This is a genomic window from Janthinobacterium sp. SUN211, from assembly GCF_030587315.1.
GTDB lineage: Bacteria > Pseudomonadota > Gammaproteobacteria > Burkholderiales > Burkholderiaceae_D > Janthinobacterium > Janthinobacterium kumbetense.
Map to the genome: position 1 here is coordinate 104,225 of NZ_JAPWIC010000003.1, position 26,441 is coordinate 130,665.

A 26,441-nucleotide genomic window follows, 5' to 3' on the forward strand; every position below is an offset into this window, starting at 1 on the left:
GACCTATGCCTGAAAATGAGAAGAACTGCCGGACTGGCGGCGGCGCCGGTCATGGCGTGCCGCCCGGCGGGTGCCTGCCAATATAGCTGAAAACACCGGCAAGCCGCAGGATCAGCGGAACTGGCGTGTGCCTCCAGGCGCGACTAGGCATATTGCCCTATGGAAATGTCATTCAAAAAGGTCTAGGATCGTCGTCCGCTTGGCGGCGCGGCACCCATCTGCACGCCGCCGACCTTTTCACCATTCCCTCCGTATTGAGACAGCCATGAAGTTTTTATCCAACCTGACCATCGGCACACGCCTCGCCACAGGCTTTGGCGCCATCGGCGCCATGCTGATCATCATCTCTTGCCTGGGCATCGCCATGCTGGGCAAGATCAACCAGGGCACCGGCCATATCGTGCATGACAGCATGCCGAAGATCGAGCTCGCCAACAGCGTGTCGGCCAACATCAACGACATCGCCATCGCGCTGCGCAATATGATGCTCAGCGCCGATCCGGCCGACCAGCGCAAGCAAACGGACGCCATCCTGGCCGCGCGCCAGGCGGCGGCCGGCAATCTCGGCAAGCTCGCCCGCATGCTCGATTCCGACCGCGAACGCGCCTTGCTGGCCAAGATGAACGACGCCAACACGCGCTACGCGCAGGGGCAGGAAGCCTTGCTTGAACTGATCAGGAGCGGCACGCCGGACGACAGCAGCGCCTACCTGTACGGCCAGCTGCGCCCCGTATTGCTCGTCTATAAACAATTGATTGCTGAACAGATCAGCTTGCAAAATACCCTGGCCAACACGGCGGGCGACAACGCGAATGCCACCTATGCCAACACGCGTACCTTGCTGATCGGTATGTCGTTGGCGGCGCTGGCCATCGCGGCGGCATTGGCGTATGGCATCACGCGCTCGATCACCGGCCCCGTCACCACGGCGCTGCAGGTGGCCAACACGGTGGCCGCAGGCGATTTGCGCAGCCAGATCACAGTGCAATCGCGCGATGAAATGGGGCAACTGTTGCAGGCGCTCAAGCGCATGAACGACAACCTGGCGCAAACGGTGGGCACGGTGCGCGCCGGCACGGAAACGATCGCCTCGGCCTCGTCCGAAGTGGCGGCGGGCAGCCTGGACCTGTCGGCGCGCACGGAGCAGCAAGCCAGTTCGCTGGAAGAGACAGCCTCTTCCATGGAAGAACTGACGTCGACCGTCAAGCAGAATGCCGACAATGCGCGCCAGGCGCACGTGCTGGCCGACACGGCTTCCGGCGTGGCGCAGCGCGGCGGCGCCGTCATCGCGCAAGTGGTGGCGACCATGCGGCAAATCGACGCCTCGTCGAACAAAATCGCCGACATCATCGGCGTCATCGACGGCATCGCCTTCCAGACGAATATTCTGGCCTTGAACGCGGCCGTGGAAGCGGCGCGCGCGGGCGAGCAAGGCCGCGGCTTTGCCGTCGTTGCCACGGAAGTGCGCAGCCTGGCGCACCGTTCGGCCGCCGCGGCCAAGGAAATCAAGACCCTGATCGACGACTCGACCCAAACCGTGGCAGCCGGCAGCGAGCTCGTGCACCAAGCGGGCGACACCATGAGCGACCTGGTCGACAGCGTGCGCCGCGTCACCGACATCATGGAAGAAATCACCTCGGCCAGCGCGGAACAGACGGCCGGCATCGAGCAAATCAACCAGGCCATCAGCGAGATGGACAACGTCACCCAGCAAAACGCGGCCCTGGTGGAAGAATCGGCGGCCGCGGCGGCGGCCATGCAGGAGCAGGCGGCTACCCTGGCGCAGGTGGTGAGCGCCTTCAAGCTGGAAGCCGGCGCGCCGGCAAGCAAGCCGGCAATCGCCGCGACAACCGTACCGCGCCAGCAAGCCGTCGCCCTGCGCATGCCGGCCGCCAAAAAAGCTGCACCGGCAGCAACGGTGTCATCCGACTGGGAAGAGTTCTAAGACAGCAACGCCACAGGTGCCTCTCGGCGCCTGTGGCGTCATGCAGCATGGGCTGCTTCCTGTTACGCGACCTGATCCATGTCAATCAACAATCCAGTTTGACACGGCGCGGCTAGGCCGAGAGTTCTCTGCGGATGATGTTTGCGCCGGCACTGAGCGCACTGAGCTTGCCTCTGGCTACGCGACGCGACAAGGGCGCCATGCCGCAGTTGGTGCTCGGGTAGAGTTTGTCGGCATCGACAAACCGCAGCGCCTTGCGCAGGGTGTCGGCCACTTCTTCCGGCGTTTCAATGGCATTGTTTGCCACGTCGATGGCGCCGACCATCACTTTTTTACCGCGGATGAGTTCAATCAGGTCGATGGGCACACGCGAGTTATGGCATTCCAGCGAGATGATGTCGATATTCGATTGCTGCAGCTTGGGGAACGATTCCTCATATTGACGCCATTCGGAGCCCAGCGTATTTTTCCAGTCCGTATTGGCCTTGATGCCGTAGCCATAGCAAATATGCACGGCCGTTTCGCATTTGAGCCCTTCGATCGCCCGCTCCAGGGTGGCAATCCCCCAGTCATTGACTTCATCAAAGAAAACATTGAATGCGGGTTCGTCAAACTGGATGATGTCGACGCCGGCCGCCTCCAGTTCCCTGGCTTCCTGATTCAGGATCTTGGCGAATTCCCAGGCCAGTTTTTCGCGGCTCTTGTAGTGGCTGTCATACAGCGTATCGATCATCGTCATCGGGCCTGGCAGCGCCCATTTGATGGGTTGCGTGGTTTGCTGGCGTAAAAACCTGGCGTCATCGACAAACACCGGTTTCGGGCGGCTCACGGCGCCAACGACGGTCGGCACGCTCGCATCGTAGCGGTCGCGGATTCTGACGGTCTCGCGTTTGTCAAAATCGACGCCGCTCAGATGCTCGATAAATGTGGTGACAAAGTGCTGGCGCGTCTGCTCGCCATCACTGACGATATCGATGCCAGCCTGTTGTTGTTCCTGCAGCGACAAACGCAAGGCATCCTGTTTGCCTTCGATTAATTCCTCGTCCTGTAATTTCCAGGGCGACCACAGCTTTTCAGGCTGCGCCAGCCAGGAAGGTTTGGGCAAGCTGCCGGCAGTTGAAGTAGGCAATAATTTTTTCATTATGATTGATGTCGTGTATTTGATTAATCAGAGAGCGTAATTGGCAGCCCATTGTTCCAGAATATGCTTGTACGGCTTGATGAAGTGCTCTTCCGTATATTTGCCCTGCTTGACGGCCAGCTGGCTGCGCTCTTCGCGGTCATAGACAATTTGCGTCAGCGAATAATCCTGATTCTTCAGGCTAGGCTGATAAACTTTTCCCGCCGCTGAATTGGCATTGTAGATTTCGGGCCGATAAATCTTTTGAAACGTCTCCATCGTGCTGATGGTGCCGATCAGCTCAAGATTGCTGTAGTCGCCCAGCAGGTCGCCGATAAAATAAAAAGCCAGGGGGGCGGCACTGTTTGGCGGCATGAAATAGCGAACTTGCATCCCCATTTTTTCGAAATATTCATCCGTCGATGAAAATTCATTTTGTTGATACTCGACGCCCAGGATCGGGTGCTGATTTTCAGTGCGCTGGTAGGTCTTGCTGCTCGAGGCGCTGATGCAGATAACGGGCGCCTTGTTGAAGTGTTCCTTGTAAGTATTTGACCTGACAAAGTGCTTGAACAGCTTGCCATGAAAATCGCCGAAATCCTCCGGTGCGCTGAATGCAGATTGATTGTTGTTGTGCTCTGGCAGCAACACGCTGAAGTCGTAATCGCGGACGTAAGAGGAAAAGTTATTTCCTGCAATGCCGGCGATGCGTTCGCCGGTTTTTTTGTCGATGATGGTCGGCTTTAGTATCTCGATCAAGGGGATATTGCCGCCTTTGACGTCAATATTCAATTCGACGGAAATGATATCAAGCTCGACAGAGTAGCGGTCCGCCTTCGGGTTATCCCAATGCGCCAGGCTGTTGAAACGGCTGTCGATCATTTTCAGGGTGTTGCGCAAGTTCTCCTGGCGGCTCGTTCCCCTGGCCAAATTGGCAAAGTTGGTCGTCAGGCGGGTATTGTCCGATGGATGATAGTTTTCATCGAAAATAATGCTTTTGATGCTGAATGCAAAATCTTTGCTCATGGTGATCTGGTGTCCTGAATTCTGCGAAAGGATGAATGGGGTAACTGCTTGGTGACCGTGGCGATGCGTTTCAGGCTGCGACCACCTCTTCAGCGGTGACCGGGCTCGCATGGCGCGTCAATGCGATCAATGGCAATGCCCGTTGCACGGCCAGCGCGGCCCGCTGGATCAGGGCCTCGTCCTGCACGCGGTAGTCGGCGAAATCCTTGTCGGTGGCATACACGCCCAGCGGCAATGTGCGCGCCTGGAAAAAGCTGAACAGCGGACGCAACTGGTGGTCGATCATCAGGGCATGGCGCTCGCTGCCGCCGGTCGCCGCCAGCAGGACGGGCTTGTCGATCAGGGCATCCTGATGAATGAAGTCGAAGAAATGCTTGAACAGTCCCGTGTAGGAGCCGCGGTAGACGGGCGTTGTCACCACCAGGATGTCGGCTTGCTCGACGGCAACAAGTTCCTGTTCCACCGTCTCAGGCAGGTGGGAGCGCCAGACCGCGCCGGCCAGCTGGGGTGCGAGCTGGCCCAGTTCGACCAGGCGTTGTTCGCACAGCACTTCCTCGGCGATCAGGTCCATCAGGTGCTCGGCCAGGGCGGCCGCCTTGGAAGGGCGTTGCAGCCCGCCGGAAACCGCGACTAAACGAAGTGGACGTGTCATGTTTGCTTTCATGTGGATGGATGCGCCAGGGCCGTAAAAGTGCAGGCAACAAGGGGATCGATGATAGCGGCGGGAATCGATGAAGTATAATGGTCTTATTTCATACATCCATGAACATGGCTCATCTCAATGCTTGAACGTATCCACCTCAGCATCGTCCAGCAGGTCGAGAAACAAGGGTCGTTGACGGCCGCCGCAGGCGTGCTGCACCTGACCCAGTCGGCCCTGAGCCACAGCATGAAGAAGCTGGAGCAGCAACTGGGCACCGACGTCTGGCTGCGCGAAGGGCGCAACCTGCGCCTGACGCAAGCCGGCCAGTATCTGCTGGCGGTGGCGAACCGGGTGCTGCCGCAACTGGACCTGGCCGAAGAGCGCCTGGGCCAGTTCGCGCAGGGCGAGCGCGGCGCGTTGCGCATCGGCATGGAATGCCACCCTTGCTACCAGTGGCTGTTGAAGGTGGTGTCGCCGTATCTGGCCGCATGGCCCGACGTGGATGTGGACGTCAAACAGAAGTTCCAGTTCGGCGGAATCGGCGCGCTCTTCGGCTACGAGATCGACTTGCTCGTCACGCCCGACCCGCTGTACAAGCCGGGACTGACGTTCGAACCCGTGTTCGACTATGAGCAGGTACTCGTCGTGGCCAAGGGCCATGCGCTGGCGGCGGCAGCCTATGTGCAGCCCCAGCAACTGACGCAGGAAGTGCTGATCAGCTACCCCGTGGACATCGAGCGCCTGGATATTTACAATCAATTCCTCTTGCCGGCTGGTGTCACGCCCAAGCGCCACAAAGCCATCGAAACCACCGACATCATGCTGCAAATGGTGGCCAGCGGCCGCGGCGTGGCCGCCCTGCCGCGCTGGCTGGTCGAGGAGTACGCAGCCAAGATGGACGTGGTGCCTGTGCGGCTGGGCGAGCGCGGCATCGCCAAGCAGATTTTCCTGGGGGCACGCGAGACGGACACCGCCATCGACTACGTGCGCGCCTTCATCGCACTGGCGCGCCAGCCGGCCAGCGCCAGTGCGCAGTGACCGCAGCGACGCCATGGGTCATCTCTTGATGCATCCCGCTCAGCTCGGGTCCGCCGGCCACATCACGCACGCCTATTCCCTGGAAGTCAGTGCCAAGGACATGCCGGCGTTGAGCGCGGCGGCGCCGCGGATAGCGCCCGCGTCCACCATTGCCATTCCCTACCTGCCGCGCGAGGACGACGCCGCGCGGCTGGCCGCGGCCCGCACCGTGCGCACGCTCGGCTTTGAGCCCATGCCGCACTTGTCCGCCCGCCGTATTGCCTCGTTCGCCGAGTTTGAGTCATTCATCCAGCGCGCGGTCGCCGAAGCGGGCGTCGAGCGCTGCTTCGTGATCGCCGGCGATCCATCCACCGCGATGGGGCCGTTTTCCGACAGTGCCGCGCTGATCGACACAGGCGTGTTCGAGCGTGCAGGCATGAAGGTGATCGGCGTGGGTGGTCACCCGGAAGGCCATCCGGTCATGAGCAACGCAGAGCAGTGGGATGTGCTCGAACGCAAGTGCCGCAGCATCGCGCAGCGCGGCATGACGCCCTTGATCGTCACGCAGTTTGCGTTTGATGCCGACATCGTGTTGACGTGGCTCAAAGCGCTGCGCGAGCGGGGCATTGACCATCCCGTGCGCGTGGGCGTGCCGGGTCCCGCCAGCATCGCGGTGCTGGCCCGCTATGCCGCAGTGTGCGGCGTCAGTGCATGCGCCTCGATGTGGTCCAAGTACGGCGTGTCCATCGGCAAGCTGTTCGGCACGGCGGGGCCGGATCTGTTTGTCGAGCGCCTCACCGCCGGCCTGACAGCAGCACACGGCGAGGTCAGCCTGCATTTCTTTCCCTTCGGCGGCATCGCACAGTCCGTCAAGTGGATCGAGCAGTACCGTTCCCGCGCCCACCCGGCCCCTGGCTGACGAGCGCCTCGCCGGCGGCAGCGCGCCGCCGGCGACAGGCGCCATCCGTCCGGTTTACTCCACCGTCACCGACTTGGCCAGATTGCGTGGCTTGTCCACATCCGTGCCGCGCGCCAGCGCCGTGTGGTAGGCCAGCAATTGCAGCGCGACCACGTGCAGGATCGGCGACAAATCGCCGTAGTGCTCGGGCAGGCGGATGACGTGCAAGCCTTCGCCGGAGCTGATGCGGGAATCGACGTCGGCGAAGACGTACAGCTGGCCGCCGCGGGCGCGCACTTCCTGCATGTTCGATTTCAGCTTTTCGATCAGGGCGTCGTTCGGCGCGATGGTGACGACCGGCATTTCATTCGTCACCAGGGCCAGCGGGCCGTGTTTCAGCTCGCCGGCCGGATACGCTTCGGCGTGGATATACGAAATTTCCTTCAGCTTCAAGGCGCCTTCCAGGGCGATCGGGTAGTGCATGCCGCGGCCCAGGAAGAGGGCGTTTTCCTTGCGCGCGAATTCTTCGGACCAGGCGATGATTTGCGGCTCCAGCGCCAGCACGGACGCGATGGCGACGGGCAAGTGACGCATGGCTTTCAGGTGCGCTGCTTCCTGTTCTTCGCTCAAGCGGCCATTGACTTGCGCCAGGCACAGGGTCAGCAGGAACAGGCCAGCCAGCTGCGTCGTAAACGCCTTGGTGGAAGCCACGCCCACTTCCACGCCGGCGCGCGTGATGTAGGCCAAGGCGCATTCGCGCACCATGGCGCTGGTGGCCACGTTGCAGATGGTCAAGGTGTACTGCATGCCCAGGCTGCGCGCATGTTTCAGCGCGGCCAGGGTGTCGGCCGTTTCACCGCTTTGCGAAATCGTCACCACCAGCGTGTTCGGGTGTGGCACGCTGTCGCGGTAGCGGTATTCGCTGGCCACTTCCACGCTGACGGGCACCTTGGCGATGGCTTCGATCCAGTACTTGGCCGTCATGCCCGCATACGAGCTGGTGCCGCAGGCGAGGATCAGCACGCGGTCGATCTGCTTGAAGATGGCATAAGCATTGTCGCCGAACAATTCCGGCATGATGCCCGTCACGCCTTCGAGCGTGTCGCCGATGGCGCGCGGCTGCTCGAAGATTTCCTTTTGCATGTAGTGGCGGTACGGGCCCAGCTCGGCCGCGCCCGTGTGGGCGTGCACGGTCTTCACTTCGCGCTCGACGGGCTTGCCATCGACGTCGACGATCCAGCAGCGCGACAGTTGCAGGTCGGCCACGTCGCCTTCTTCCAGGTAGATGATCTGGTCCGTCGTGCCGGCCAGCGCCATGGCGTCGGACGCGACAAAGTTTTCACCGTTGCCCAGGCCGACGATCAGGGGCGAGCCCTGGCGCGCGGCGACCACGCGGTGCGGCTCGTCGCGGCAAAAAACGGCGATCGCATACGCGCCGTCCAGGCGTTTCACGGCCTGCTGCACGGTTTCAAACAAATCGCCGTTGTACATGTGCTCGACCAGGTGGGCGATCACTTCCGTATCCGTCTGGCTCTGGAAGACGTAACCCAAGGCCGTCAGTTCGGCGCGCAATTCGTCGTGGTTTTCGATGATGCCGTTGTGCACCAGCGCCACGCGGGCGTTCTCTTCCGTCGGGGAGAAGTGCGGGTGGGCATTGAAGGAGACAGGGGCGCCATGCGTGGCCCAGCGCGTGTGGGCGATGCCCGTGAAACCGCTCAAGCCTTCTTCCGCGATCTGCTTTTCCAATTCCGCCACGCGCGAGGTGGAGCGCGAACGCTGCAAGCGGCCATCCGCATGCAGGGCGATGCCGCAGGAATCGTAGCCGCGGTATTCCAGGCGCTTCAAGCCTTCGAGCAGGATGGGAGTGATATTACGTTGCGCTACCGCGCCGACGATGCCGCACATGGAAACCTCTGTCTAAAATTTAATCAATGCAAGCATGCTAATGCAGAGTGAATGAAATATGCTTTCTAAATCTGTGTATTTTTGACCGAATATTTCACACTCATTTTGTGATGAAATATTATTTCATTTAGAATCAATTTATTTTCCAATTCATCAAAACCATGAACGATAGCAACATTACCCTCGACGAGATCGATCGTCGCATCCTGAACGCCTTGCAAATTGATGCATCGCAAACCAACAGTGAGCTGGCGCAAGCGGTGCACGTTTCGGCGCCCACCTGTTTGCGGCGGGTCAAGCATTTGCGGGAAAGCGGCGTCATCGAACGGCAAGTGGCCATCGTCGCGCCGCAACTCGTGGGCGCGCGCCTGACGGCCATCGTGGAAATCACGCTCGACGTGCAGGCGGCGGAACGCATGGCGGAATTCGAGCAGCTCGTGGCGCAGGAAGCGGCCGTGCTGCAATGCTACCGCGTCTCGCCCGGCCCCGACTTCGTGCTGATGGTGCAGGTGGCCGACATGCCCGCCTACCACGCGCTGGCGCACCGCCTGTTTGCCGCGCACGCGAATGTGCGCAACGTGAAAAGCTATTTTTCCACGTTCCGCAGCAAATTCGAGACGCGCATCGCCGTGTGATTTTTGACTTTCATTTATCCACTGCTTGCACACCGCTTGCCCACACACTTATACGGTGCTTTTCCACCGCTTATGCCGTACTTGCCCACAGGCTTATGCACAAGCATGACGCGATCAAGCCATGGCAGCAGAGCAAGGGATGCGCGGGGAAGCAGCGCCAGGCGGTCCGCGACGGTACCGCACCGGAATGGAAAGAGGACACAAGCTACTGCCAGCTTGACTTGTGCACCGACTGCACACAGCTTGCCAACAAGTTACGAGTCCAGTTATCAATAGGCTTATCCACAGCCTGTCCGCGGCGGCAGACGGTAAACTCAGGGGCGCACTTCCGCTTCGGCAAAGAAGCGGTAGCCGGCGTTGCGGGCGGTATTGATGGGCAAGGCCAGGCCCGCCGCCTGTTCCGCCTTGCGGCGCAAGCGGCTGATCTGGGTGTCCAGGCGGCGCTGGTCGTAGGTGAGAAAATCCTCGCCCAGCGATTGCACGATCTGCTGGCGGCTGACGATGCGTTCCGGCTCGGCCATCAGCACGTGCAGCACGGTGACGTCCTGTTGCGACAGAGCAATAGCGCCGCAGCCGGGCGGCAAGAGGCGGCGCGGTCCCAGTTCCAGCACCCAGGCCGTGGCGGGCGGCGGCGCGTCGGCGGGCGGCGCACCCAGGCGCCGCGCCAGCGCGCCCAGGGTGGCGGCCAGCTCATCGAGGTCGGCGCTCTTCGGCAGGTAATAGTCGGCACCACCGCCCAGTCCGTTGACCTTGTCCTGCGTGGCCCCGCGCGCCGTAAACACGACGATGCCGATGGGCTGCCCCTGCGCGCGCAAGGCGCGCACCAGCACCATGCCTTCACCATCGGGCAAGCCCAGGTCGATGATGGCAATGCGGTGCACGGCCGGCGCGTAGCAGGCGTGGAAGGCGGCCAGGTCGGCCACGGCGCTGACGCGGTAGCCGCAATCGCCGAGAAACTCGGTCAACTCGTGGCGCAGCACGGCTTCGTCTTCAAGCAGGATGAGGTTCAACATGGCGCAAGGATAACCGATCGCCGTGGGGCCGGGAAGTTGTCTTTCTGACTCCCATGCTGGCCGTGGTAAGCTGCCTCGCCATGAAAATCCTGCTCGCCCTTTGCCTGTTATTCACCGCCCTGTTCCCCCACGCTGCAGCTGCCGCGCCCGTGCCTGCGCCGCTGCTGCTGCCGGCCAGCGGGCAGCCCGTGTCCGCCAGCGGCCACCTGCAGATGCTGCGCGATGCCACGGGCCGGCTGGGGCCCGATGCGGCATTGGCGGCGCCAGGCTGGCGCACCTTGCCCGGCGCCGTCAGCGCCGGATACACGCAGGACGCCGTCTGGCTGCGCCTGGACGTGACGCGCGCGGCAGCCTCCCCCGATGAATGGGTCGTGCGTTTCAGCAACGCCGTGCTCGACGACGTGCGGCTGTACCGCTGGGACGCGGCAGGCCACTGGGTCTTGCAGGAAGCGGGCGCCGACGTGGCGCGCGGCAACTGGCCCATCGATGCGCGCCAGGTGGTGTTTCCGCTGCGCCTGCAAGCCGATACGCCGCAGCGCTGGCTGGTGCGCCTGCACAGCAAAAAGGCCATGTCGACGGAGCTGACCTTGCTGCCCAGCGATGCCTTCGACAACGCCTCGCGTCGCGAATACCTGTACTACGGCTTGCAGTTCGGCAGTTATTTGCTCTTGATCCTGTTCCATATCTTTTTCTGGCGCATGACGCGCGAAGCCCACAGCGGCTGGTATCTGCTGTACGTGCTGACGAATGCCACGACGGAAGCGCTGACGATCGCCATTCCCCAGCAAATTTTCACCATGCCGAACTGGCTGTCCGATCCCATGCTGGGCGTGTCGATGGCGATGTCCATCGCCGTCGGCGCGCGTTTTTCCACATTGCAACTGGAACTACCCGCCCTGTATCCCCGTTTCAGCCGCGTCGTGGTGGGCTTGACGGCCGCTGCCGCGCTGTGCGGGGCGCTGCTGGTGCTGCACGGCGACTATGCCGCCGGCGTGCTCGTCGTGCAAATGACGGCCTTGCCATTGATCGTGCTGTTCATCGCCCTGGCCAGCTGGCTGGCGCTGCGCGGGCATCGTCCGGCGCACGCCTTCCTGTTTATCTTCGGCATCTTTTACGCGGGCGTGGTGATCAGTTTCCTGCGCAATATGGCCATCGTGCCGCCGAACTTCTGGACCAACCATGCGGCCACCCTGGGCGCCTTCGTGCACATGATGCTGATGAGCCTGCGCCTCAACCGCCGCTACGCCGAATTGCGCCGCGCCAAGGACCGGGCACAGGCGGAGGCCGTCAGCGCCGTGCGCGCCCTGAATGAACGGCTGGAAGAGCAGGTGGCACTGCGCACCGTGGCGCTGCGGCAGGAAATCGGCCGGCGCGCCGTGCTGGAAGGCGAATTGCGCGCCGCGCTGGAAGTGGAAACCCGCACCCGCGAAGAGCAGCAGGATTTCGTTGCCATGGTGTCGCATGAATTCCACACGCCCTTGGCCATCATCAATACCACGGCCCAGCAAATTGCCCGCAACACGGACGCGCCGCGGGACAAAACCCTGCAGCGCTGCCAGAACCTGCGCGAAGCGAGCGGCCGCATGACGGCGCTGGTGGATGAATACCTGAGCGCCGACCGCATGGAAACGAGCGCGGCAACCTTCCGGCCCCTGCCATGCGACTTGCCCGCGCTGCTGACGGCCGTGCTGGCCGAATGGCCGCCGGGCCGCATCGAGGCCAGCGTGCAGGCGCTGCCCGCCAGCGCCGTGGTGGACGCCAGCCTGCTGCGCGTGGCGCTGCGCAACTTGCTCAGCAATGCCGACCGGCACGCGCCGCAAGCCCTGGCGATCCGCGTGCAGGCCGGCACGCTCGAGGACGGCCGCGTGCAGATCGCCGTCAGCAACGAAGGCGAGCCGCTGCCCGCCGATGAAATCCCGCGCCTGTTCCAGAAATACTTCCGTGGCCGCATCGCCCAGCACAAGCCCGGCGCCGGCCTGGGCCTGTACCTGGTGCAGCGCATCGCCGAATTGCACGGCGGCCAGGTAATACTGGCCAGCGCCGGCAACAACGGCACCATCAGCTTCGCCTTGCGCCTGCCCGTCTGACGATCGCGCGTATTCCCGACTAAATCAGTCGGGAATCGCTCAGGTTTGCTCAATTTTAAATTTCCCCGTTCTGATATCTTTCCGTTCAGAAATCTTTGTAGCTTTTTATAACGTTTATATTTAAAAAAGCAACAAAAGCCGCAACGGACGCCGTCCACGCACAGCACAGGGAAAACATGCACCGCAACCAACTCGCCAGCCACCTCACCGGCCCCTCCTTGTTCGCGCCGCTTTCCTGACCCGTTCTTACCCCATTTCCCGCTCGCGCCAGCCCGGCCAGGTCCGCAGGCGCGCGGGCGTCTCCCTATTCAAATCAACAAGGACATCGCATGCATCGTCACGGATCGTTGAACCACATCTACCGCCTCGTCTGGAGCCACGTCTTGAACGCCTGGGTCGCCGTCGCGGAAACCTCGCGCGGACGCGGCAAGAGCAGCCGCCGCAAACTGGCCGCGGCAGCGGCCGCCATGACGGCGCTGGCGCTGGGAGGGCCGGCACAGGCCGCGCCCACGGGTGGGCAGGTGGTGAGCGGCACGGCCAGCATCAGCCAGCAAGGCGGCACCACCACAATCCATCAGGGCAGCGCGCAGGCCGCGCTGAACTGGAACAGTTTTAACGTGGGCGCCAAGGAAACCGTCAACTTCGTCCAGCCTTCGGCGAGCGCACTGGCCGTCAACCGCATCTTCGACAGCAACGGCACGCAGATCCTCGGCAGAGTCAACGCGAATGGCCAGGTGTACCTGATCAATCCGAACGGCGTGCTGTTCGGCCGCGGCGCACAAGTCAACGTGGGCGGCCTGGTGGCTTCGACGCTCGACGTCGACAGCGCCAGCCTGGGCGGTTCGAAACACGCGTTCGGCGGCCAAGGTACTGGCAAGGTCGTCAATGAAGGCACGCTGCGCGCGGCCGATGGCGGCTATGTCGCCCTGCTGGGCCGGCAAGTGAGCAACCAGGGCGCCATCTCGGCCCGCCTGGGCACGGTCGCCCTGGGCGCCGGCAGCGCCGCCACCCTGAGCTTTGACGGCGCGCGCCTGCTGCAACTGCGCATCGAGCAAAGCACCCTGAACAACCTGGCCGAGAACGGCGGACTGATCCGCGCCGATGGCGGCCAGGTGCTGATGAGCGCAGGCGCCCGCGATTCGCTGCTGGCCAGCGTCGTCAACCACACGGGCGTCATCGAGGCGCGCAGCGTGGAGCAGCGCGATGGCAGCATCATCTTGCTCGGCGGCATGGCCGCCGGCACCACCCATGTGAGCGGCACCCTGGACGCCAGCGCCCCCGCGGGCGGCAATGGCGGCTTCATCGAAACGAGCGCCGCCCACGTGAAGATCGGCAACGATACCCGCATCAGCACGGCCGCTGCCCAGGGCCGCGCCGGCACCTGGCTGATCGACCCCGTCGACTTCACCATCGCCGCCAGCGGCGGCGATATCAGCGGCGCCGCCCTGACGGCCAATTTGCGCAACGGCAATGTCGTGATCCAGAGCACGCAAGGCAGCCACGGCACGGCCGGCGACGTGCACGTCAACGACCAGGTCAGCTGGTCGGCCAATGAACTGACCTTGAATGCGCAGCGCAACATCAATATCAACGCCAACCTGAACGGTTCCGGCACGGCCAGCCTGGCGCTGGAATACGGCCAGGGCGCCGCCGCTGCCGGCAACACGGCCGTGTATCAGCTGGGCAACGGCGCACAGGTGAGTTTGCCCGCCGGGCAAAACTTCAGCACCAAGCTGGGCGCGGACGGCGTGCGCACCGGCTACACGGTGATTACCCAGCTGGGCGCTTACCGCAGTGTCACGGGCACCGACTTGCAAGGGATCAATGGCAAACTGAACGGCAATTTCGTGCTCGGCGCCGACATCGATGCCTCGGCCACCGCTTCGGCCGCCTGGAACCCCAATTGGTGGGATGCGGGCTTCGTGCCGCTGGGCAGGGATGCGGCCTTTGGCGGCATCTTCGACGGCCTCGGCCATTCCATCAATCAGCTCAGCATGATGTCCGGGTCCGGCGGCGGCAGCGGCTTGTTTTCCATTACCACCAAGGATGCCCTGATCCAGAATGTGGGCTTGAATGGCGGCCGCATCAAAACCCACTATTACGCCGGTGGGCTGGTGGGCGATAACAAGGGCACGATCAAGAATAGCTATGCGGCGCTCGACGTCATCGCCGACGGCTTCATCAGCGGCGGCCTGGTGGCGCGCAACAGCGGCACCATCGTCAACAGCTACGCCTCGGGGGCCGTCAGCAGCAATACCCAGAGCGGCGGCCTGGTCGGCATCAACCAGGGAACGATCAGCAACAGCTATGCCACGGGCAGCGTGGCGGGCAAGACCGAGATCGGCGGCCTGGTGGGCACCAACTGGGGAGCGGGATCCGTCAATACCAGCTACGCGGCGGGGCGCCTGCTCATCGCCGACGGCGGCACCAACTTCGGCGGTTTGATCGGCAGCAACAGCGCGCCCCAGCAAATCCGCAACAGTTTCTGGTCCATCGACGGTACGGGCCAGGCGACCTCCAAGGGCGGCACCGGCCTGACGGACACGCAGATGCGCACGGCCAGCAGTTTTACGGGATTCAATTTCACCACCACGCCTGGCGCGCAGGGCAATAACTGGGTGCTGGTCAACGTGGACGGCAACTTGAATAATGCCGGCCATGGCGAAGGCGGGACCTATCCCATGCTGGCATCCGAGTATTCCACAACGATCTACAATGCGCACCAGCTGCAATTGATGTCCATGGCACTCAATGGCAGCTACGTGCTGGGCGCCAACATCGATGCCAGCGCCACGGCGGGCGGCAAGGGCGTCTGGGGCAAGAATGGATTCATTCCTGTCGGCATGGCAAACGGCCTGGGCGGCGGCATAGAAAATATCTTCACCGGCAGCTTGAACGGCCAGAGCCATACCATCAGCGGACTGACCATCGCGTCCGACTTCGATATCGTCGGCTTGTTCGGCTATGCGGATAGCTCCTCCGTCATCAGCAATATCGGCTTACTGGGCGGCAGCATCAGCGGCGTCATCCACGTCGGCGCCCTGGCAGGCTACGGCAGGGGCCTCATTTCCAACAGCTACAGTAGCGCAACGGTCAATGGCCGCGAGTCCGTTGGCGGCTTGCTCGGCACGAACGACGGCAATATCAACAACAGCTACGCCAGCGGCGCCGTCAGCGGCAGCACGTCCGTGGGCGGCTTGATCGGCCTCAACATGAGCGGTACCGTCGAAAACACGTACGCGACGGGCATGGTCAAGGGCGAGACCAGCAAGGGCGCGTTGATCGGCACCAACTTCAGCCAGGTAAACAACAGCTTCTGGACCAGTACTGACGGCGTCTCGGGCATCGGCAGCGGTGGCGGCTCACAGTCGAACGTGCACGCCTTGAGCGATGCGCAACTGCACTCGAAATCGAGTTTCGGTGGCTGGGACATGGCCACGAACGCCGGCAGCGGCGCCATCTGGCGCATCTATGAAGGCCAGACGGCGCCGTTGCTGCGCAGTTTCCTGACCGCCCTGACCGTCACCTCGGATGCGGTCAGCAAGACTTACGATGGCCAAAGCTATGTGGGGAGCCTGTCCAATGCCCGTTACTCGATCGCTGGCGCTGCCGACTCCGGGCAAGTCTTTTCCTCAAGCAATAGCGTGTACGGCGCCATCCGCGATGCCGGTCTCTACAACGCCGCCGGCACCTACCTGTATTCCGGCCAACAAGGGTATGACATCGACCTGCAGGCGGGCGCCCTGACGATCAACCGGGCCGTCATCAGCCTGAACGGCACGCGCACCTATGACGGCAGCGCCAGCATGGCGGCCGGTCTGCTGACACTGAACGGCTTGGTGCAAGGCGAGAGCCTGTTGCTGTCAGGAAACGGTATCCTCGACAACAAAAACGCGGGTGGAAAAAAGACCATGGCCAACGGCACGCTGACGCTGGCTGACGGCAGCACGGGCCAGGCCAGCAACTACACCTTGGAAGGCGGCAGGCACAGCGCCACCGTCAACCGCGCCACGCTGAATGTGCAGGGCGTGGGGGCGGCCAATAAAGTCTATGACGCCAGCACGGGCGCCACCTTGACGGGCAAGGCCAGCGTGCAGGCGCTGGGCGACGACCAGCTGAACGTAAGCGGAGGCACCGCCCGTTTTGCCGACAAGAACGCCGGCATGGGCAAGGCCGTCACTCTCGACGGCTTTACCTTGCAGGGCGCGGATGCGGCCAACTATGTGCTGGTGCAGCCGAACAACGTCACGGCCGACATCAGCAAGGCCAGCGTGGTCATCGCCGGCGTGGGCGCGGCGAATAAGGTGTATGACGCCACCACCGGCGTCATCCTGACGGGCAAGGCCAAGGTGCTGGCACTGGGCGGTGACCAGTTGAGCGTGGCCGGCGGCGTGGCCCGCTTTGCCGACAAGAACGCAGGCAAGGGCAAGGCCGTCATCGTCGATGGCTACAGCCTGCAAGGTGCGGATGCGGGCAACTATGTGCTGGTGCAGCCGAACAACATCACGGCCGACATCGGCAAGGCCAGCGTGGTCGTCGCCGGCGTGGGTGCGGCAAATAAAGTGTATGACGCCACCACCGGCGCCACTTTGACAGGCAAAGCCAGCGTGCAGGCGCTGGGCGATGACCAGCTGAACGTAAGCGGAGGCACCGCCCGTTTTGCCGACAAGAACGCGGGCATGGACAAGACCGTTACCCTCGACGGCTTTGCCTTGCAAGGCGCGGATGCGGCCAACTATGACCTCGTGCAACCGGGCAAAGTCACGGCCGACATCAGTAAAGCTACTGTCAGCGTGAGCGGCGTGGGTGCGGCAAATAAAGTGTATGACGCCACCACGGGCGCCACGTTGACAGGCAAGGCCAGCGTGCTGGCGCTGGGCGGCGACCAGTTGAGCGTGGCCGGCGGCGTGGCCCGCTTTGCCGACAAGAACGCGGGCATGGGCAAGACCGTCACCCTGAGCGGCTTTGCCTTGCAAGGCGCCGATGCGGCCAACTATGACCTCGTGCAACCGGGCAAGGTCACGGCCGACATCAGTAAAGCTACTGTCAGCGTGAGCGGCGTGGGTGCGGCAAACAAAGTGTATGACGCCACCACGGGCGCCACGCTGACAGGCAAGGCCAGCGTGCTGGCGCTGGGCGACGACCAATTGAGCGTGGCCGGCGGCACTGCCCGCTTTGCCGACAAGCACGCCGGAACAGGGAAAAACGTCATCGTCGACGGCTACACCTTGCAGGGTGCGGATGCGGGCAACTATGCACTCGTGCAACCGGGCAACATCACCGCCGATATTGCCAAGGCCAGCTTGCTGTTGACGGCCACGGCCACCAGCCTGACGGGTGGCCGCACGCCAAAACAGTTAAGCGGCACGGTCAGCGGCCTGCTGGGCAGCGACACCCTGGCGGACGCCACCAGCGGCGCCCTGGCCTGGACCAGCCCGGCCACGGCCAGCAGTCCGGCTGGCAACTACGCCATCATGGGCAGCGGCCTGGCTTCAAACGACTATGCCTTCGTGCAAGCCGAGGGCAATGCCGGCGCCCTGACCTTGAAGTCGGCCAGCCTGCCACCACCGGCCCAGGCAGCCGTGGTGCAACTGCAGGCGCAAGTGCTGGGCAGCTTTGCCGACACGCGTCCCGGCACGCTGGCCGCCGCACCCACCATCACCGTCACGCAGACGGATGCCCCGGCCGGCACTGCCGCCGCCAGCAATGCCTTGCCAAACACCAGCATGCAGATCGGCAGCCGCGGCCCGGCCCTGCAAGTCGTCCTGGGCGGCGTCAAGCTGCCCGCCAACATGCTTAACGTAAATCAATAACACCATGACTCATTCCTTGACTCCGCGACACCTGATGCAACAACCGTTGCTGTCCCTGCTGCTGGCCTTTGCGCCATGCGCCGTAGCACAAACCACCCCGGTCGTGCCCGATGCGGGCGCCATCCTGCGCCAGTTGCAGCCGGCCACGCCCGCCAATGTTGCTCCCGGCGCGCCGGCGCTGCGCATCGAACAGAAAGAGGGCGCGCCGCTGCCCGCCAGCGCGCCGTTTCTCGTCACGCAGATCGATATCGCCGGCAACAGCGCGTTCGATACGGCCACCTTGCAGGCGCTCGTCGCCAGCGCCCATGGCACGACCTTGTCCTTGGAGCAACTGGGAGAACTGGCCGCCCGCATCACCAGTTACTACCGCGCCCATGGCTATCCGCTGGCGCGCGCCATCGTGCCCGCCCAGACCATCCGCCAGGGCATCGTGCGCATCGACGTGCTCGAGGCACGCTACGGCAAGGTGGGCATCGACAACCGCAGCGACGTCAGCGACGCCTTGCTGAACGCCACGCTGGCGCCGCTGCAAACGGGCCAGACCATCGGCCAGGCGGAACTCGACCGCAGTTTGCTGTTGCTGTCCGACATACCGAATGTCGCCATCACGGCCACGCTCACGCCCGGCGCCGAAGTTGGCGGCTCCGACCTGCTGGTCAATGCCTGGTCCGGCCCGCGCATGGCTGGCGCTGCCTTCCTCGACAACAATGGCAACCGCTACACGGGCCGCGCCCGCCTTGGCGCCACCGTGTACCTGTACAACCCGCTGCACCAGGGCGACGTGGCCAGCGCCAGCGTGCTCAGCTCGGGCACGGGCATGTCGTATGCGCGTCTCGGCTATGACCTGCTGCTGAACGGCGCCGGCACGCGCGCCGGGGTGGCCATGTCCGCCCTGCGCTACCGCCTGGAAGGCGCCATGCGCCCGCTGCACGCACATGGCACGGCTCAGGTCGCCAGTGCCTGGCTGCGCCATCCGCTGCTGCGCAGCCGCGATGCGAACATGTCGATCCAGCTGCAATATGACCAGGTGCACTTGCGCGACCGCATCGACGCCAGCGCCATGCGCAGCGACCGCCGCCTGGACAACCTGAGCGCCACCCTGGGCGGCGACGTGCGCGATGCCGCCTTCGCTGGCGCCATCACCAGCTGGAGCGTGGCCGCGACGGCTGGCAAGCTCGACATCAGCGACCCGCTGACGCGCCTGAACGACGCCTTCAGCGCCCGCAGCCATGGCAATTTTGCGAAATGGAACGTCAACCTGTCGCGCCTGCAAAACCTGGACCAGCGCAACGCCGTGTACCTGGCCTTCGCGGGACAGTGGGCGGACAGCAATCTCGATTCCTCCGAAAAGATGAGCGTGGGAGGCCCGTACACGGTGCGCGCGTATGACGTGGGCGCGGCAGCTGGCGACCTCGGCTATTTCGGCAGCGCCGAATGGCGGCATGAACTGAGCGCCAGCGATACGGGACAATGGCAAGCCGTGGCCTTCGTCGACAGCGCGCGCGTGACGGTGAACCAGCAGCGCTGGACGCCGGGTCCGAACAGCGCGCGCCTGCACGGCGCCGGACTGGGCGTGAACTGGGCGGACGGGCAGCAGTGGAATGCCCGCGCGTACGTCGCCAAGCCCATCGGCGGCATGCCCGTCCTGCTGACGTCGCGCAGTTCGGCCCGCCTGTGGGTCGAACTCAATCGCCGCTTCTGATGCGGCGGCAACAGCCGGAAGCCCGACTTTCGGCTGTTGCTTGATCCAACGCAAGACTTACCCACCAGCTATCCACCGTCTGTGCACGGCTTTTCCACAGGCTTACCCACAGCAACATCCGGGAAGCGGGTGCAAAACTGCAGTTATCCCCACTTGTACCTACGCTATCCAGCGCTTATCCGCAGGCTTACACACAGAGTTATCCACAATCCGCAGGAAAAGGCGATTGCATCGCTGGCAAGCCGCTGGAATCAGCGGAAAAGGCAGCGACAAGCGCATGGCGGGCCAGATTATAAAACTTGCCAACAGCTTATGCGCAGGCTTGCACACAGGCTTATGCGCCACTTGTGCAGTGGCTTGCCCACAGAGTTATCCACATACAAAAAAGGCAGGCCATGCGGCCTGCCTGTGTGCAAGGGCTGACTGCGCCGCTTACTTCTTGATTTTCACGGGACGCGTCCAGCCGTCGATGGTCACCTGGCGCGCGCGCGACACGGTCAGCTTGCCGGCCGGCGCATCTTTCGACAAGGTCGTGCCGGCGCCCAGGGTGGCGCCCTTGCCGACGGTGACGGGCGCGATCAGCTGGCTGTCGCTGCCGATGAAGGCGTCGTCTTCGATGACCGTGCGGAACTTGTTCACGCCATCGTAGTTGCAGGTGATCGTGCCGGCGCCGATGTTGACCTTCGAGCCGATGGTGGCGTCGCCGATGTAGGCCAGGTGATTGGCCTTGCTGTGCGCGGCGATCTGGCTGTTTTTCACTTCGACGAAGTTGCCGATGTGCACGTCTTCCGCCAGGACCGTGCCCGGGCGCAGGCGCGCGTAGGGGCCGATGATGGAAGCGGCGCCGACGATGGCGTCCTCGATATGGCAGAAGGGCTTGATGTGTGCGCCAGCGGCCACCGTGGCGTTGATGAAGACGTTGTTGGCGCCCACGCGCACGCCGTCGCCCAGTTCCACCCGGCCTTCGAACACGCAGCCGACGTCGATGGTGACATCGCGGCCGCAAATGAGTTCGCCGCGCACGTCGATGCGGGCCGGATCGAGCAGGGTCACGCCCCGTTCCAACAGCGCTTGCGCGATATTGTTCTGGTGGATGCGTTCCAGCTGGGCCAGCTGCACCTTGCTGTTGACGCCCGCCACTTCCCATACGGCAGCCGGGTGGGCCGAAGTGACGGCCACGCCATCGGCGACGGCCTGGGCGACGATATCGGTCAGATAGTATTCCCCTTGGGCATTGTCATTCGACAAGGCCGACAACCATTGCTTGAGCTGCACGGTGGGCGCGACCATGATGCCGCTGTTGATCTCGCGGATGGCGCGCTCGGCGGGTGTCGCATCCTTTTCCTCGACGATGCGCACGATGGCGCCGTGCTCGCGCACGATGCGGCCGAGACCAAACGGGTCGTCCTGTTCCACGGTCAGGATGGCCAGCTTGTCCTTGCCGGCCGCCTGCACCAGTTGCTGCAGGGAAGCGGCGCTGGTCAGCGGCACGTCGCCGTACAGGATCAGGGTCGGCACGCTGTCATCCAGCAAAGGCAGCGCTTGCTGGACGGCATGGCCGGTGCCCAGCTGCTGCGCCTGCTCGGCGGCGTCGATCTGCACGCCATGGTTCACCTTGTAGCCGTCGAGCAACTTCAGCACTGCTGCGCCCCCATGCCCGTAAATCACGCATAATCGGGACGGCGCCAGGCCGCGCGCCGTGTCGATGACGTGCGACAACAGCGGCTTGCCCGCCAACGGGTGCAATACCTTGGGCAGTGCCGACTGCATGCGTTTGCCCATACCGGCAGCGAGAATGACAACGTTCATAGACCGTCTTTTATAAGTTAAGAATATGAAAAAGTTTAACACGCAGGCCCCGTCTTCCACGTCTTCCAGCCGCTTGACGTATGCCTTACTGGCCATCCTGCTCGTCGTCATGGCCGGTTGCAGCGGCTTGCGCCTGGCCTACAACAATGGCGATACCGTGCTGTACTGGTGGCTGAACGCGTATGTCGACCTGGACCGCGACCAGAAGGGCTGGGTGCGCGACGATATCGACAAGCTGTTCGAGTGGCACCGCAAGACGCAATTGAAGGATTACGTGGAAATCCTGCGCACGGGCCAGAAGCAGTTGCAAGGCAATGCCACGCAGGCGGACCTGCTGGCGGATTACAGCGAGATCAAGCAGCGCACCCAGGCGCTGTTGCTGAAGGCGGCGCCCGAGCTGGCCGACCTGGCGCGCTCGCTCAAGCCCGAGCAGATCGCGCAGATGGAAAAGAAGTTCAAGTCGAACAATGAGGATTACCGCAAGAAATACCTGAGCGGCGACCAGGAGAAGCGCCAGAAACTGCGCTACAAGAAAGCCATGGAGCAATTCGAACTGTGGTTCGGCAGCTTCAGCAGCGAGCAGGAAGCCCTCATCCGCAAGGCGTCCGACGCGCGTCCGCTGAACAACGAGATCTGGCTCGACGAACGCATGCGGCGCCAGCAGAACGTGTTGAGCCTGGTCAAGAAAGTTCACCAGGAAAAACTCGGCAAGGAAGCCACCGTGACCTTGATCAACACCCTGATCAAGGACAGTTTCGAGCGCCTCGAGCATTCCGAGCGCAAGGCCTTCTTCGATGCCTACGAAAGCAGCACGGCGCAGATGGTCATGACGGTGATCAAGATCGCCACGCCCACGCAAAAAGCCCATGCCGTCAAGCGCATGCAGGGCTGGATCGACGATTTCAATTCCCTCGCCACGCAAGCCAAATAGCCAGGCAGCGCCAGCAGGGGGGAGGGGGCCATATGCTATAGTGGCCGCCATCGAATTGAAGAAATACCCATGCAAAAGAAAATTAAGAAACCCGCCAAAGTCCCCGTCCACCACGCGCCGCCACCGAACCAGGTGCGCATCATCGGCGGCCAGTGGAAGCGCTCCGTGCTGCCTGTTTTACAGGCACTGGGCTTGCGCCCGACACCGGACCGCGTGCGCGAAACCGTGTTTAACTGGATCAACCACTTGCGCGACGGCGACTGGGCCAATGCCCAGGTGCTGGACCTGTTCGCCGGCAGCGGCGCACTCGGCTTCGAAGCGGCCAGCCGCGGCGCCGCCGCCGTCACCATGGTCGACACCCATACGCCCGTGATCCGCCAGCTGGAAGAAAACAAGACGAAATTGCGCGCCGACAATGTCCAGCTGCTGCGCGGCGACGCCTTGCTGACGGCGCAAGGCCTGGCATCGCGCGGCCAGCGTTTCGACCTGATCTTCCTCGATCCGCCCTACCAGCAGGATTTCCTGGCGAAAGTGTTGCCGCTGTGCGCCAACCTGCTCAAGGAAGGCGGCATGGTGTATGCGGAATCGGGCTTGCCGCTCGTCTTCGATGCAACCAGCGCCCTGGAAAAACCGGAGTGGATGGCGCCGTGGGAAGTCATCCGCGCCGACAAGGCGGGCACCGTTTATTATCATTTGCTAACTTACAACAAAGTGCCGGCTACTGCCTGAATCTGCCTATAAATGAGGCAAAAAAGCTCCCTGGCCCGAGGCGCAGCACCAAGGTGGTCACCAATTTCAGGCATAATGCGCGTCTATATTGGTGCATCGTCAGGGAGCCGCAATGGTTGTAGCCGTTTATCCAGGAACATTCGATCCGCTCACGCGCGGTCATGAAGATTTGGTGCGCCGCGCATCGGGTCTGTTTGACAAGCTGATCGTCGGTGTGGCCGACAGCAAGAACAAGCAACCGTTTTTCTCGCTCGACGAACGCCTGGAAATCGCCAACGAAGTGCTCGGCCACTATCCGAATGTGCAAGTGGAAAGCTTTTCCGGCCTGCTCAAGGATTTCGTGCGCAAGCATGAAGCGCGGGTCATCGTGCGCGGCTTGCGCGCCGTCTCCGACTTCGAATACGAATTCCAGATGGCGGGCATGAACCGCTACCTGCTGCCCGATGTCGAAACCATGTTCCTGACGCCATCCGACCAGTACCAGTTCATTTCGGGCACCATCGTGCGCGAAATCGCGGCGCTGGGCGGCGACGTCTCCAAGTTTGTCTTCCCCTCGGTGAACCGCTGGCTGCAAAACAAGATTGCCGCCAACGCTGCCTCATCGCAATAAGTAAGAGTGAAATCATGGCATTACTGATCACCGACGAATGCATCAATTGCGACATTTGCGAGCCCGAGTGCCCGAATGACGCGATCTACATGGGCGCGGAAATCTACGAAATCGATCCCAACAAGTGCACCGAATGCGTGGGCCACTTTGACGAGCCGCAATGCCAGCAAGTGTGCCCCGTCAGCTGCATCCCCTTCAATCCAGCCTGGCGCGAAAGCCCGGAGCAATTGATGGCCAAGTACGAACGCCTGCAGGCGGAACTGCCCGCCGCCAAAGCCTGAGCTTTTCTCCCGCGCCACTTCCGGGCCACGTCTGCGTGGCGCCAGCTTCTGCCAACTGTTCTACACTGTGTGCTGACTTATCCACAGCCCATGGTTTCCACGGAGGTAGAAGATGCAAATAAGCACATCCCGTTTGGGCCGCTCCCTGGCCACCGCCTGCCTGTGCGCCAGCCTGTGCGCCGCCGTGGCACGACCGGCGCTCGCCGTCGAGGTGGGCGGCGTCAAGCTGGACGAGACGGTGCAGCTGGCCAGCCGCGAATTAAAACTCAACGGCGCCGGCGTGCGCTACAAGGTCATCTTCAAGGTGTACACGATCGCGCTGTACCTGCCTGAAAAGAAAACCCAGCTGGCCGACATCCTGGCGCTGCCCGGGCCTCGCCGCCTGGAAATCGTCATGCTGCGCGACATCACTTCCGACGAGCTGGGGCAAGCCTTCATGCAAGGCTTGAAGCGCAGTTCCGACCAGGCCGACCGCACGCGCCTGCTGAGCCAAACGATGCAGTTCGGCGCCATGTTCGAAATGGTGCCCGGCCTGAAAAAGGGCGACATTCTCACCGTGGACTGGCTGCCGGAAGAGGGAACGTTGTGCAAGCTGAACGGCAAACAGGTGGGCGACACGGTGCCGGACCTGGCTTTCTATAATGCGCTGCTGAAAATCTGGATAGGTGCCCATCCGGCCGACACCATGTTGCGCGCGCATTTGCTGGGCGACATGGCGTAATCGGCTGGCGGCTGGCGTAAAAAAAGCCGGCGCAGGCCGGCTTGTCATTCTGCAACAGTTGCTCGCTCAGGCACGCGTCGACAGGGCGCGCAATTCGGCGGCATTGCTTGGCGACACGCCATCCATCTTGCCGAGCGTGCGTTTCAAGGCTTGCGCTTCGCGCATCTGCTGGCGCGCCAGGCGCTCTTCGCGGCTCAGCTTCGGACGCACCACCAGCATCATGGCGCGGGCGATGCCCACCAGCAAAGGCTTGAACAGCAGGGCGAAGGCGCCCACGGCGACGATCACCAGCACGAGTTGCAGGGCGTTCAGCAGGGAAATCTCCAGCACGGGTGCGGATACTGCGTACAGGGCGGAGGCGAAGGTAGACATAGTGTTCCAGTGCATTATAGAATTTGACAGTACTATAGTGCAGTGCAACATATAAATCTAATTCCATTTCTTGATACCAATTATATGAATCGTGAATGGAAAACTGTAATATTTTTTTACGAGTGAAAATATTCGTGCCCGGCGCGGTTTACACTCTTAAGTAATCAATTCAACTTTTATCTTGGGCTTTCCATGAGTTTTCTGACGCTGGATCTGAACTTGCTGCGTGTTTTCGACGCCGTCATGACGGAACAAAACCTGACGCGCGCAGCCGGCCACCTGGCGATGACGCAGCCGGCGGTATCGAACGCCATCAAACGCCTGCGCGAGAGCCTCGGTGACGAATTGCTGATCCGCACGGCCTATGGCGTGAAACCCACGCCCCGCGCCGAAGCGCTGTGGCCGTCCGTGCGCTCGGCCCTGGCCAGCCTGGAAGCGGCTGTTACGCCGGAAACCTTCGACGTGTCGAAAACACATGCCACTTTCCGCATGGCCATGGCCGATGCGACGGCCGCGTTCTGGCTGCCTTCGCTGATGCGCTCGATCGAACGGGAAGCGCCCGGCGTCAACGTGCGCATGATGCCGCTGACCACGCGCGAACCGCGCCCGATGCTGCTGCGCGGCGACATCGACCTGGCCGTGGGCTTCTTTCCCGGCGTGGCGGCGCAATTGTCGAGCGAAACGGGTTCGCCCATCCGTCACGAGCGCCTGTATTCCGGCAAGTATGTGTGCGTGATGCGGCGCGGCCATCCGCTGGCCGACAAGGAATTGACCCTGGATAACTACTGCGCGGCCAACCATTTATTGGTGAGCTTTTCCGGCCGCGCGCATGGCTTGATCGACGAGGCGCTGTCGCAGATCCACCGCGAACGGCGCATCTTGTTGACGGTCAACCAATTCTTCACGGCCGGAAGAGTCGTCGCCAATTCCGACCTGATCACCGTCTTGCCGCGCCATTTGATCGCCTCGACGGGCATGACGGAATCGCTGCTGTACAAGGATTTGCCGTTGACCTTGCCAGCCGTCCACCTGGACATGCTGTGGCACGAGCGCGACGCCCGCAGCCCCGCCCACAAATGGCTGCGCAACCACCTGGAAAGCATGAACACGCCCACCCTGCGCACGGCCACGGCGGCCGGCGGCGGCGTGGCGCCGAAGCCGCACGTCGAGTAAGGCTTGCGATA

20 protein-coding genes are annotated in these 26,441 nt (G+C 62.7%); 13 read left to right on the plus strand and 7 right to left on the minus strand.

The annotated features are described in order from the left end of the window. Positions 1-265 precede the first annotated feature (265 nt). Positions 266-1,945 (plus strand): methyl-accepting chemotaxis protein, encoded by a 1,680-nt coding sequence (locus O3301_RS11715; RefSeq protein WP_305056452.1) that lies wholly within the window; start codon positions 266-268, stop codon positions 1,943-1,945. A gap of 112 nt (positions 1,946-2,057) precedes the next feature. On the opposite strand, the gene O3301_RS11720 is transcribed toward O3301_RS11715, so the two are convergent. From O3301_RS11720 to msuE, 3 genes are all read right to left on the minus strand, one after another. Continuing rightward, entirely contained in the window at positions 2,058-3,086 is a 1,029-nt protein-coding gene (locus O3301_RS11720; RefSeq protein ID WP_305056453.1) for a methionine synthase, read from the minus strand. A 27-nt stretch (positions 3,087-3,113) separates the two neighbouring features. After that, the gene (locus O3301_RS11725; RefSeq protein ID WP_305056454.1) at positions 3,114-4,091 is read right to left on the minus strand and encodes a DUF1852 domain-containing protein; all 978 of its coding nucleotides are present in this window, start codon (positions 4,089-4,091) and stop codon (positions 3,114-3,116) included. Positions 4,092-4,161: 70 nt separating this feature from the next. After that, on the minus strand, positions 4,162-4,743 hold the full coding sequence (gene msuE / locus O3301_RS11730) for an FMN reductase (RefSeq protein ID WP_305056455.1): 582 nt from the start codon (positions 4,741-4,743) through the stop codon (positions 4,162-4,164). 129 nt (positions 4,744-4,872) lie between these two features. Between msuE and O3301_RS11735 the strand changes: the two genes are divergently transcribed. Both O3301_RS11735 and O3301_RS11740 read left to right on the plus strand, forming a co-directional pair. Then, a complete protein-coding gene (locus tag O3301_RS11735) occupies positions 4,873-5,772 on the plus strand; it encodes a LysR family transcriptional regulator (RefSeq protein ID WP_251349607.1) in 900 nt (299 codons plus the stop codon). A gap of 13 nt (positions 5,773-5,785) precedes the next feature. Further along, positions 5,786-6,670 (plus strand): methylenetetrahydrofolate reductase, encoded by an 885-nt coding sequence (locus tag O3301_RS11740; RefSeq protein WP_305056456.1) that lies wholly within the window; start codon positions 5,786-5,788, stop codon positions 6,668-6,670. 54 nt (positions 6,671-6,724) lie between these two features. On the opposite strand, the gene glmS is transcribed toward O3301_RS11740, so the two are convergent. Continuing rightward, positions 6,725-8,554, minus strand: coding sequence for a glutamine--fructose-6-phosphate transaminase (isomerizing) (gene glmS, locus O3301_RS11745; protein WP_305056457.1), 1,830 nt, complete (start codon positions 8,552-8,554; stop codon positions 6,725-6,727). Between the two features lie 161 nt (positions 8,555-8,715). On the opposite strand from glmS, the gene O3301_RS11750 reads away from it, so the two are divergent. After that, positions 8,716-9,189, plus strand: a complete 474-nt coding sequence (locus O3301_RS11750; protein WP_077408907.1) for an Lrp/AsnC family transcriptional regulator — start codon at positions 8,716-8,718, stop codon at positions 9,187-9,189. A 314-nt stretch (positions 9,190-9,503) separates the two neighbouring features. On the opposite strand, the gene O3301_RS11755 is transcribed toward O3301_RS11750, so the two are convergent. After that, the gene (locus O3301_RS11755; protein ID WP_305056458.1) at positions 9,504-10,202 is read right to left on the minus strand and encodes a response regulator transcription factor; all 699 of its coding nucleotides are present in this window, start codon (positions 10,200-10,202) and stop codon (positions 9,504-9,506) included. Positions 10,203-10,282: 80 nt separating this feature from the next. Here O3301_RS11755 and O3301_RS11760 point away from each other — a divergent pair, with 80 nt between their 5' ends. The 3 genes from O3301_RS11760 to O3301_RS11770 all read left to right on the plus strand — a co-directional run bounded on the left by O3301_RS11760 (position 10,283) and on the right by O3301_RS11770 (position 19,804). Beyond that, positions 10,283-12,289, plus strand: coding sequence for a sensor histidine kinase (locus O3301_RS11760; protein ID WP_305056459.1), 2,007 nt, complete (start codon positions 10,283-10,285; stop codon positions 12,287-12,289). A gap of 329 nt (positions 12,290-12,618) precedes the next feature. Then, positions 12,619-18,102, plus strand: a complete 5,484-nt coding sequence (locus tag O3301_RS11765) for a YDG domain-containing protein (protein WP_305056460.1) — start codon at positions 12,619-12,621, stop codon at positions 18,100-18,102. A gap of 34 nt (positions 18,103-18,136) precedes the next feature. After that, complete coding sequence (locus O3301_RS11770; RefSeq protein ID WP_305056461.1) at positions 18,137-19,804, plus strand: ShlB/FhaC/HecB family hemolysin secretion/activation protein; 1,668 nt, start codon at positions 18,137-18,139, stop codon at positions 19,802-19,804. A gap of 432 nt (positions 19,805-20,236) precedes the next feature. Here O3301_RS11770 and glmU read toward each other — a convergent pair whose 3' ends face one another. Further along, on the minus strand, positions 20,237-21,613 hold the full coding sequence (glmU, locus tag O3301_RS11775) for a bifunctional UDP-N-acetylglucosamine diphosphorylase/glucosamine-1-phosphate N-acetyltransferase GlmU (RefSeq protein ID WP_305056462.1): 1,377 nt from the start codon (positions 21,611-21,613) through the stop codon (positions 20,237-20,239). A 25-nt stretch (positions 21,614-21,638) separates the two neighbouring features. Between glmU and O3301_RS11780 the strand changes: the two genes are divergently transcribed. The 5 genes from O3301_RS11780 to O3301_RS11800 all read left to right on the plus strand — a co-directional run bounded on the left by O3301_RS11780 (position 21,639) and on the right by O3301_RS11800 (position 24,885). Further along, positions 21,639-22,544, plus strand: coding sequence for a DUF6279 family lipoprotein (locus O3301_RS11780; RefSeq protein WP_305056463.1), 906 nt, complete (start codon positions 21,639-21,641; stop codon positions 22,542-22,544). Positions 22,545-22,613: 69 nt separating this feature from the next. After that, a complete protein-coding gene (rsmD, locus tag O3301_RS11785; protein ID WP_289899693.1) occupies positions 22,614-23,273 on the plus strand; it encodes a 16S rRNA (guanine(966)-N(2))-methyltransferase RsmD in 660 nt (219 codons plus the stop codon). A gap of 112 nt (positions 23,274-23,385) precedes the next feature. Continuing rightward, positions 23,386-23,883, plus strand: coding sequence for a pantetheine-phosphate adenylyltransferase (coaD, locus tag O3301_RS11790; protein WP_034752633.1), 498 nt, complete (start codon positions 23,386-23,388; stop codon positions 23,881-23,883). 14 nt (positions 23,884-23,897) lie between these two features. Next, positions 23,898-24,164: a YfhL family 4Fe-4S dicluster ferredoxin gene (locus O3301_RS11795; RefSeq protein WP_077398358.1), complete on the plus strand. Its 267-nt coding sequence runs from the start codon at positions 23,898-23,900 to the stop codon at positions 24,162-24,164. A 112-nt stretch (positions 24,165-24,276) separates the two neighbouring features. After that, complete coding sequence (locus O3301_RS11800) at positions 24,277-24,885, plus strand: chalcone isomerase family protein (protein WP_099665957.1); 609 nt, start codon at positions 24,277-24,279, stop codon at positions 24,883-24,885. A 66-nt stretch (positions 24,886-24,951) separates the two neighbouring features. Here O3301_RS11800 and O3301_RS11805 read toward each other — a convergent pair whose 3' ends face one another. Beyond that, entirely contained in the window at positions 24,952-25,257 is a 306-nt protein-coding gene (locus O3301_RS11805; protein ID WP_034752641.1) for a hypothetical protein, read from the minus strand. A gap of 192 nt (positions 25,258-25,449) precedes the next feature. Between O3301_RS11805 and O3301_RS11810 the strand changes: the two genes are divergently transcribed. Next, entirely contained in the window at positions 25,450-26,430 is a 981-nt protein-coding gene (locus O3301_RS11810; RefSeq protein ID WP_034783859.1) for a LysR family transcriptional regulator, read from the plus strand. The last annotated feature ends 11 nt before the right edge of the window (positions 26,431-26,441 follow it).